General features: G+C 71.1%; 8 protein-coding genes and 1 pseudogene. 3 read left to right on the forward strand and 6 right to left on the reverse strand.

The genetic code is table 11. From position 1 onward, the window contains the following. Positions 1-894 (forward strand): annotated as a pseudogene (locus HG543_RS47775) (deoxyribodipyrimidine photo-lyase); the annotation flags it as partial. Between the two features lie 105 nt (positions 895-999). Beyond that, positions 1,000-1,320: a polyhydroxyalkanoic acid system family protein gene (locus HG543_RS47780; protein WP_169351643.1), complete on the forward strand. Its 321-nt coding sequence runs from the start codon at positions 1,000-1,002 to the stop codon at positions 1,318-1,320. 29 nt (positions 1,321-1,349) lie between these two features. Here HG543_RS47780 and HG543_RS47785 read toward each other — a convergent pair whose 3' ends face one another. The 6 genes from HG543_RS47785 to HG543_RS47810 are packed head-to-tail and all read right to left on the reverse strand — an operon-like array spanning position 1,350 to position 8,670. Next, positions 1,350-3,110 carry a CheR family methyltransferase gene (locus tag HG543_RS47785; RefSeq protein ID WP_169351644.1) on the reverse strand — a complete coding sequence of 587 codons (1,761 nt, stop codon included), beginning with the start codon at positions 3,108-3,110 and terminating at the stop codon, positions 1,350-1,352. Further along, the gene (locus HG543_RS47790) at positions 3,104-4,102 is read right to left on the reverse strand and encodes a chemotaxis protein CheB (RefSeq protein WP_169351650.1); all 999 of its coding nucleotides are present in this window, start codon (positions 4,100-4,102) and stop codon (positions 3,104-3,106) included. Before HG543_RS47790 ends, HG543_RS47785 begins: the two co-directional genes overlap by 7 nt. Before the next feature lie 34 nt (positions 4,103-4,136). Next, positions 4,137-6,476 carry a hybrid sensor histidine kinase/response regulator gene (locus tag HG543_RS47795; protein ID WP_169351645.1) on the reverse strand — a complete coding sequence of 780 codons (2,340 nt, stop codon included), beginning with the start codon at positions 6,474-6,476 and terminating at the stop codon, positions 4,137-4,139. 39 nt (positions 6,477-6,515) lie between these two features. Continuing rightward, positions 6,516-7,811 (reverse strand): methyl-accepting chemotaxis protein, encoded by a 1,296-nt coding sequence (locus tag HG543_RS47800; protein WP_169351646.1) that lies wholly within the window; start codon positions 7,809-7,811, stop codon positions 6,516-6,518. 5 nt (positions 7,812-7,816) lie between these two features. Continuing rightward, on the reverse strand, positions 7,817-8,191 hold the full coding sequence (locus tag HG543_RS47805; protein ID WP_169351647.1) for a Frizzy aggregation protein FrzB: 375 nt from the start codon (positions 8,189-8,191) through the stop codon (positions 7,817-7,819). After that, complete coding sequence (locus tag HG543_RS47810; protein WP_169351648.1) at positions 8,188-8,670, reverse strand: chemotaxis protein CheW; 483 nt, start codon at positions 8,668-8,670, stop codon at positions 8,188-8,190. The genes HG543_RS47805 and HG543_RS47810 overlap by 4 nt, the downstream gene beginning before the upstream one ends. 169 nt (positions 8,671-8,839) lie before the next feature. Between HG543_RS47810 and HG543_RS47815 the strand changes: the two genes are divergently transcribed. Next, positions 8,840-9,231: response regulator (locus HG543_RS47815; protein ID WP_169351649.1), on the forward strand; the 392-nt coding region annotated here is incomplete at its 3' end.

Consider the following 9,231-nt stretch of genomic DNA (forward strand, 5'->3'; position numbering starts at 1 on the left):
CTCCCCGCCCGCCCCCTCAAGGCCGCCGCCGCGGCGAAGAAGCTGGAGCCGGGCTTCGCCACCACGGACGCGCGCGCGGCCCGCGAGGCGCTCGACACGTTCGCCATCGACCACTCCGTGACGCCCGTTCCCGAGCGCGGCGGACGCAAGGCCGGCCTCAAGACGCTCGAGGCCTTCCTCCAGATGAAGCTGGAGGGCTACGACACCGAGCGCAGCGACCCGGGCCGCGCGCACCAGTCCGGCCTGTCCCCCTTCTTTCACTGGGGAAACCTCCATGCTGGCGAGGCGGCGCGCGCCGTCGTCCGCGAGCGCGGCACGGACCACCCCGCCGTGCGCTCCTTCCTCGAGGAGCTGCTGGTGCGCCGCGAGCTGGCCTTCAACTACTGCTTCCACACCCCCGTGCCGCGGCAGCTCTCCCTGGAGTCGCTGCCCGCGTGGGCGCGCGAGACGCTCGCCACTCACCAGAAGGACGCGCGGGAGCACCTCTACACGCTGGAGCAGCTCGAAACGGCGCGCACCGGCGACGGGCTGTGGAACGCCTCCCAGCGCGAGCTCTTGGAGCGCGGCCGCATCCACAACTACCTGCGCATGCTGTGGGGCAAGAAGCTCCTGGAGTGGAGCCCCACCCCGCTGGAGGGCCTCCAGCGCATCACCCTGCTCAACGACAAGTACGCGGTGGACGGGAGAGACCCGTGCAGCGTGGCCAACTTCATGTGGGTGCTGGGGCTGCACGACAGGCCCTTCCAGGAGCGCAAGGTGCTGGGGAAGGTGCGGCCCATGAGCTCGCCGCGCACCGCGGAGAAGTACGACCTGGCGCCCTACATGGCCCGGTGGGGCCGCCCCGAGGACCCGCCCGTGAAGCTCAAGCGCTCCCGGAGCGCGGCCGCTCGCTGAGCAAGCCTGTTGACATCTTTGCCCTCAAATAGTCTCACGGCGGTTTCCTTCCCGCCCGGGCGCCACTAAACGCACGGACGGGTCACCGACATCAGGAGCCGGGCCATGGGCATGATGAAGTTCGATATCCCCCACTCCCTCCCGAAGGAGGAGGTGAAGCAGCGCGTCGAGCAGCTCCTGCAGTACTGGAGCAACAAGTACGGCGTGAAGGCGAACTGGCAGGGCGATGGCGCGAAGATCGCCGGCAAGGTGATGGGCATCCAGATGGACGCCTCGTTCGTCATCACCGACAACCAGGTGCAGGGCGAGGGCACGGACCCGGGCATGCTCCTGCGCAGCAAGGCCAAGTCCTACCTGCAGGACAAGTTCGCCTCCGTGCTGGACCCGAAGAAGTCGCTGGACCAGGTGAAGAGCAACCTGAGCTGAGTCTTCAGGAGGCCAGGCCCCTGCGACGTTCAGCGCAGGGGCTGCTCCTCCAGCGCGGCGAGGGCGTAGCGCGCCGCGCGGGAGATGGCCTCCGCCGAGTCCGGCATCTCCGGGTAGTGCCCGGCCAGCGGGCGCTGCGGGAAGCGCAGCTGGGCAATGGCGTTGCGGTAGCTGCGCCGCGCCGCCTCGGGCTCCTGGGAGCGCTCGTGCACCTGCGCGAGGAGGTAGTGGCCGATGGCCAGCGTGGGCTCCAGGAAGAGGGCCTTGCTCAGCTCGGAGCGGGCCTCCGCGAGGTTGCCCGCCTGCAGCGCGGCCACCCCACCGAAGACGCGTGCCTCCACGCACAGGGGCTCGCGCTGAATCGCCTGCGCGAAGGTGTCCCGCGCCTCGGGGATGCGGCCGGTGAGCGAGTAGAGGTTGCCCAGCGTCAGCAGCGCGTCCAGGTCGCTCGGCTCGTCCACGAGCAGCCGCTCCACCCCGGCGATGGCCGAGGGGAAGTCACCCTGCGCCATCTTCCGCACGGCCATGGCCAGCCGCTCCGCGGGCGGCAGCAGCTTGGGCCACGCGGCCACCTGCACCTCGCCAGTGCTGGTGCGCGGAGGCACGACCGCGGGCAGTTCCTGGGTGATGCGCGGGCGCGCGGAGTCCCGTGAGCCCATCGCCGGCAGCTCCACGGTGATGCGCGGGCGCGCGGAGTCGGCCGCGCGTGGCTGCTGCGAACCGGCCTGCGCCGATTCCTGCCCCTGCGCGGAGCCCTTCGCCACCGCCGCGGGCGCACCCGGCTGCCGAGAGCCCGCCGCCGCGGGCGCACCCGGCCCCGCCGCCTTCGACGCGTTCTCCGTCTGGATGCGCTTGCGCAGGTCCGAGGCGAACGACTCGGGCGTCTGCGGCTTGCGCTCCGGCGTCTCCGTCTCGCCGGGGTACGGCGTCATCCGCAGCGGAGGAGCGCGGTGGCCCTTGTCGCCGAGCGGGCGCCGGTACACGAAGGCGCCATCCACTTCGATCATCTCGAAGCGGTCATAGACCTTGAAGAGGCTCTCCGAGTACCCCAGGAAGAGCAGCCCGCCCGGCCGCAGCGCGGCGAGGAACCGGTCCATCAGCCCGCGGATGGTGGGCAGGTCGAAGTAGATGATGACGTTGCGGCAGAGGATGAGGTCCAGCGAGGACAGGGCCACCTTGTCGAAGACAGGGACGGCGAGGTTCTGTCCATCGAAGCGGATGTAGTCGCGCAGCGCGGGCAGTGCCTCGTAGCCGTCCTCGACGGGGCGGAAGAAGCGCTTCAGCCGCTCCTGGCTGATGCTGATGGCGCGGCGCGTGGAGAAGCGCCCCTGCCGCGCGGCCTCCACGGCGGCCAGGTTCAGGTCGGTGGCCCACAGGTCCACCTCCATGGCCAGCGCGCCCAGCTCCGCCAGCACCATGGCCACGCTGTACGGCTCCTCGCCGGTGGCGCAGCCCGCGGACCAGATGGACACCTTGCGCATCTCGCGCCGCGCGCGCGTCACCAGCTCCGGCAGCACGCTCTTCTCCAGCGCGCGGAACTGCTTGGCGTCGCGGAAGAACTCGGTGTGGCCCACCGTCACCAGCGGAAGGAACGAGCGCAGCTCCTCCTCGCCGCCCGGGCCCGCCAGGCGCTCCAGGTACTTGTCGGGCGCCACCTCGCCCACCACGGGCATGCGGGTGGACAGCGCCAGCCGGAGGCTGTGGAAGCCGTCCGGCGTGATTTTCAGCCCCGCGCGCTCCAGGAGGAGCGCGGCCAGCTGCTGGAGCACCCTGTTGCTCACGGTCAGCACGCGTCCACCCACGAGAGCAAGGTCGACCCGATGCGGTCCAGCGGCAGCACCTCCTGCGCGGCGCCGAGCTGCACCGCCTCGCGCGGCATGCCCCAGACGGTGGACGTCGCCTCGTCCTGGGCGATGGTGCGTCCACCGCGCTCGCGAATCTCTTTCAAGCCTCGCGCCCCATCTCGCCCCATGCCCGTCAGGATGACCCCGATGCAGCGCGAGCCGAAGGCCTCGCCCGCGGAAGTGAGCAGCATGTCACACGAAGGTCTGAAACCGCGAAGCGCGGGCCCGGAGTCCAGTTCCAGCCTGCCCTCCGGTCTGACCAACAGGTGACTGCCCGACGGAGCGATGTACACCGTGCCGGGCTCCATCACCACCGCGTCCTCCGCCTCCCTCACCTTCAGCGCCGTTTCCATGGACAGCCAGTGCGCCAGGCCCTCGGTGAAGCCGTCGCTGATGTGCTGGCAGTAGGCGATGGGCGCCGGGAAGCCGCGAGGAATCGTCCGGAGCACCTGCGCCACGGCCTTCGGCCCGCCCAGCGACGCGGCGATGGCCACGAGCGGATACGGCGGCGGAGTCTCCTCGCGGGGCGTCTTCGGCGGGCGGGTGCTCACCTGCCGCACCGCCTTCACCTGCGCCAGCATCACCAGCTTGCGCGCCACGCTGGTCCAGAAGTCCGCGCCCGGGGACGGCGGCCGCTCCAGCACGTCCAGCGCGCCCAGGGCCATGGCCTGGAAGGCCTCCTGACCGGTAAGCACGCCCGGGTGCAGCGCGAGGATCGGCACCGGCCGCTCCACCATGACCTGCTCGACGGCCTCCAGCGACTCGCGGGCGCTCAGGTCCAGGAGCACCACGTCCGGGAAGTGGCGCTGCACCGCGACGAGCGCGCCGGCGAAGTCCACCTCCGCCGGGCCCACCGGGACGAGCGACTCGCCGTCGAAGAGGCCGCGCGCGGCGAGCGCACGCAGCCCCTTGCCCACCATGAGCACCCGGAACGCCATTCCCGCCGCAGCCGTGCCGCCCAAGCGTGGCTCCTCAGGTCAGCCGGTCGATGGCCTGCGCCAGAATCTCCACGCCCAGCTCGCCCTTCACGAGGTAGGCGTCCGCGCCCGCGTCGAGGCCGCGGCGCTTGTCCTCGGGCGAGGCGAGCGACGACAGGATGATGACGGGGATGCGCGCCACCGCTGGCGTCGACTTGAGCTTCCGCGCCAGCGAGAAGCCGTCCATCTTCGGCATCTGCACGTCGGTGAGGATGAGGTCGTAGGTGTTGTTCTGCACCTTCCCGTATGCCTCCTCGCCGTCCTGGGCCTCCTCCAACGAGTGGCCGAGCGCCTTGACGAGCGCGCCCTCCGTGGCGCGGGCGATGGGCGAGTCGTCCACCAGCAGCACCCGCAGCCGCTTGGCCGCCGGAGCCTGGGTGACGGGCCGCGCCATGCGGCGCACCTCGGCCATGATGTCCGGCACGTGCAGGAGCACGGCGATGCGGCCGTCCTCCAGCGCCGCGGTGCCGGCGATGAAGGGCGCGCCCTTCAGGAACTCGCCGCCGCAGGGCTTCACGGCCACCTCGCGCTCGTCCACGAAGCCGTCGACGACGAGGGCCGCGTGGTCCTCGCCGTGACGCACCACCACCGCGGGCGGCTTGTCGAAGCGGTTGCCGCCGTTGAGGCCCAGCAGCGGCCCCAGCGCCACCAGCGCCACCAGCGCCGTGGGCTTGCCACGGTGCCGCACCGCCAGGGTGCCGAAAATCTCGAGCCGGTCCTCCGGCTTGACGCGCATCACCGCTTCCACGTCCGCGGCGGGCATGCCGTAGACGTCGTCGCCCAGGCGCACCAGCAGCACCTTCATGAGGGCGAGCGACTGCGGCAGGCGCAGGGTGATGGTGGTGCCACGGCCGATGCGGCTGCTGACGCCCACCGAACCGCCCAGCGTCTCCACCTTGCGCTTCACCACGTCCATGCCCACGCCACGGCCAGACAGCTCGCTGACCTGGTCGCGGGTGGAGAAGCCGGGGCGGAAGATGAGTTCGATGGCCTCGCGCTCGGACAGCGCGGCGGCCTGCACCTGGGTGAGGAGCCGCTTGCTGACGGCCGCCTGACGCAGCCGCTCGGGGTCCATGCCGCGGCCGTCGTCCTCCACCTCGATGTGGAGCATGTCGCCGTCCACCCGCACGCGGATGCGGACGCGCCCGGTGAGCGGCTTGCCCAGCTGCTGGCGCATGTCTGGCGCCTCGATGGCGTGATCCACCGAGTTGCGCAAGAGGTGCACCAGCGCGTCGCGCACGTCGCCCAGCATGGACCGGTCCACGCCGATGTCGGCGTTCTCGATGACCAGGTCCACCTCCTTGCCCTGCGTGCGCGACATCTCGCGCACCGCTCGGGGGAAGGCGTCGAACACGGTGGACAGCGGCACGAGGCGGGCCTCGGCCACGTGGTCCGCCATCTTCGCCAGGTTGCCGTGCAGCGTGTTGATGCCGTCGTCGTTGCGCCGCACGAAGCGGAACGCATCGTCGCGCAGCATGTGCAGGTCGCTCTCCACGCGGTCCAGCGCGGCGCGCACCTGCGCGGGAATGTCGAGATGCTCCGCCAGCCGCAGGAAGCGGTCGCCCAGGCGGCTGAAGCGCTCGAAGAGCGCCTCCGTCTCCGAGCTGCGCAGCCGGCCACGGGCGCTCTCCACGAGCAGGTCACCCGCGAGCAGGCCCAGCGAGTCCAGCACCTCCACGTTGACGCGGATGGTCCGGTCCGCCACGGCGGACTTCGCCGCGCTCGGAGCGTCCTCCGCATGCGCGGACGCGGCGGCCGCCGCGGAGGGCGGAGCCGCATGGGCCGCGGGCTCGGGAGCCTTCGGCGCGGGCGGCGGGGCCACCGGTGCCGGCGGCACGGGCGGGGCCGTCACCACCGGCGCCGCCACCGGAGCGACGAGCAGGGGCGCGGGCGGCGGGGCCACCGGCGCCGCGGGCTTCGCGGCCGGCTTGGGGCCGAACGACGGCGGCTCCTGTCCGGAGACCTCCGCCAGCGCGCGGACCATGTCCTCGCTGGCCGAGTTGCCGGTGCTGGCGGCGGCCAGGTCTTCATTCAGGTCCGAGAGCACGTCGCATGCGCGGAGCATGACGTCCGTTGCAATCTCGGTGGCCGTCCTGCCCTCGCGCTCGGCGCGCAAGACGTCCTCGGCGGCGTGCGCCAGCTGACCGATGGCGGCCAGGCCCAGCATGCGGGCCTCGCCCTTCATCGTGTGCAGCTCGCGCGCGACGTCCTCCGCGGCCTGGTCCGCGGTCTCCTTCTCCAGGTCCAACACCCCCAGCTGAATCTTCTGGAGGCGGTCGGCGGTGACCTCCTGGAACTTCTTCAGGAGGGACTTCTTGAGAGCCTCGGTGTCCATGGCCGGCGTTCGCCCCTCCTATTCCAGCTCCAGGAAGTGCTAGTCGGCCTTGAAGCGCTTGATGAGCTCGGCGAGCCGTCCGGCCAGCTGCGTGAGCTCCGCCGCCGCGCCCGTGGCCTGCTTGGACGCCTGCGTCGTCTGGCGCGTCACGTCTTCAATCTCCGCCATGGACGCCACGACCTGCTCCGTCGCCGTGCGCTGCTGCTGCGTGGCGAGGTTGATGACGCGGGCCGCGTCGCTCGTCTCCTGCACGCCGGCGAGGATGCCCTCCACCGCCTGCGCCGCCACCGCGCCCAGCTTCTCGCCGGACTCGGTCGCGGACTTGGAGGCCTCCGCCGCGCCAGCCGCGGCGGCCGTGGCCTCGCGAATCTCGGTGATGAGGTTCTTGATCTCCTTGGTGGAGTCCAGGACGTTCTCCGCCAGCCGGCGCATCTCCGCCGCGACGATGGAGAAGCCCTTGCCCGCCTCGCCCGCGCGGCTGCCTTCCAGCGCCGCGTTCAGCGCGAGCAGGTCCGACCGGTCGGCGATCTCGTCGATGACCTCGACCACCGTGCCGATGCGCTCCACGCGCTTGGACAGCTTGGCGATGGAGTCCGCCACCGCGACGCCGTCGCTGCGGATCTGCTGCATCGCCTGGATGAACTCACCGATGGCGCCACGGCCCGCGCGGGCCGCGCCCAGCGTCTCCTCGGCCACGCGCGCCACGCTGCCCGCGTTCTCGGCGATCTGCGCGGACGCGTGCTTCAGCTCCTCCATGGTGGCGGTCGTCTCGTGGATGGCCGCCGCCTGCTCCGTGGAGGACGTCTCGTGCTGCGTGGAGGCCGCGAGCACCTGGTTGGCGGACGAGGACAGGCGCAGCGCCGCCTCGTTGATCTCCCGCACGAAGGTGCGCAGCGTCTCGATGACCTTGCCGAAGCCCTCGAGCAGGGGCCCGAGCTGGGGGTCTTCCGTGGTGGTGTTCCACCGCGACAGGTCGCCCTCGCGGACCAGCCCGATGAGCGAGTCCAGCGCCTGGTCGATTTCCTGCGCCGACACCTGCTTGCGGTGCTCGGAGGCCGCGAGGTTGTCCAGCACCTGGTTGAGCAGGTGGGCCATCTCGGCGCCCTGCTCACCCACCAGCTCCTTGGGGACGCGGGCCTGGAGGTTGCCGGACAGCACCGTCAGCAGCGTGTCGGTGAAGGCCTTGTACTGGGCCGGGAGCATGGCCGTGTTGGCGGCGCCGGCCTTGGATGCGGCGCCGGCCTTGGATGCGGCACCGGCCGCCTTGGAGGCGGGGGCCTTCCGGGCGGCGCGAGCCTTGGACGTGGGCTTGTTGTCAGGGGTGTCCAGGGACATTGCTGTCAGTGCCTTCCTTGGGTTCTGGCGGTTTCAACCAGGTCGATGAGCAGTACGGCGCGGTCCTCTTCGAGGCACACACCGACGGCATAGGGAGCCGCGCCGGCCGTGGGGGGCATCCGGCGTAGCGCGGAGAGAGGGATGGAGCGGACGGCGTGGACGGCGTCCACCTTCAGGTGGCCCTCGCCTTCCGGGGTGTCGAAGACGAGCGCGCGGTGCCCGCGGTGCGGCAGGCCCAGCTCGGGAAGCGTGATGTCTTCCGGCAGCGACCGGTCGATGCGCAGCACCTGCGACGCATCCGTGCCGAACGTCGAGACGCCGATGTCGAAGAAGAGGATGTCCACCTCTCCTCCCGACTCGTGCGAGTGCTCGTCGTTCATCGAGCCACCGCGCGCTGCCGCGCCGTCTGCAGCAGCTTGGAGAAGTTGAGCAGGTTGATCGAGTCCTGCGCGCCATGGCCCTGCACCACGCCGAGCAGGTGCTCGGCGGACGCGTCACCGCCCAGCGGCGGCGGGAGGATTTCGGCGACGGGGATGCGGCGCAGGCCGAGCACCGTGTCCGCCACCACGCCGGCCACGTAGCTGCCGGAGATGCCGACGAACAGGCGGGTACGCGGGCCGATGCGCGCCTCTCCCTTGGAGAGGAAGCGGAGCAGGTCGACGACCGGAAGCACCTCGCCCCGGTGACCGGTAACGCCCATGATGAAGGAGGGCGTCCTCGGCAGGGGAGTGAGCAGGCCGGCGCGGAGTACCTCGAGCACGTTCTCGCTGGGCACGCCAAGTCGCAGGTCGCCCACCCGGAAGCAGAAGAACTCCTGCTCGGGCCGGGCCTGGACGGCGACAGCGCGATCCGGAGCCATCCGGAGTGCTCGCTGAAGGGGTGTCGGGGTCGAGGTCAAGGCGGCAAAGTATCCCGGAGGGGAGGAAAACCGGTCAAGTGGACGCGATAGGCCGCCCGCCTGGTCGCCGTTTCGATGGTCCGCGCTGCTTCAAAGGTGTAGGGTTAGCGGGATTCCTTTGAGGAGGACGATGTCGCGCGTACTGGTCATTGACGACAGCCCGATGCTGGTGGAGCTCACCGTCCGGGCCCTCACCGCCGCTGGCTACCAGGCGAGCGGCGCGCAGGACCTCGCCAGCCTCGACCAGAAGCTCACCGAGGGACCGTTCGCGCTCATCCTCATGGACGTGAACATGCCGGAGATGTTTGGCGACGATGTCGTCGAGTATCTCCGCAGGCAGAAGAAGGTCACCGCCAAGCTGGTGCTGTACTCCGACATCCCCGAGGCCGAGCTGGCCGGCAAGACGAAGGCCTCGGGCGCCGACGGCTACATCCTCAAGAGCGGCGGTCTCGAGGCCGTGCTGGGCGGGGTCATGGGTCTGATTGGCCCCCCCGCCCTCGGCGTCCCCACGGCGGTGCCCAC

It is taken from the genome of Pyxidicoccus fallax (assembly GCF_012933655.1).
Taxonomy (GTDB): domain Bacteria; phylum Myxococcota; class Myxococcia; order Myxococcales; family Myxococcaceae; genus Myxococcus; species Myxococcus fallax.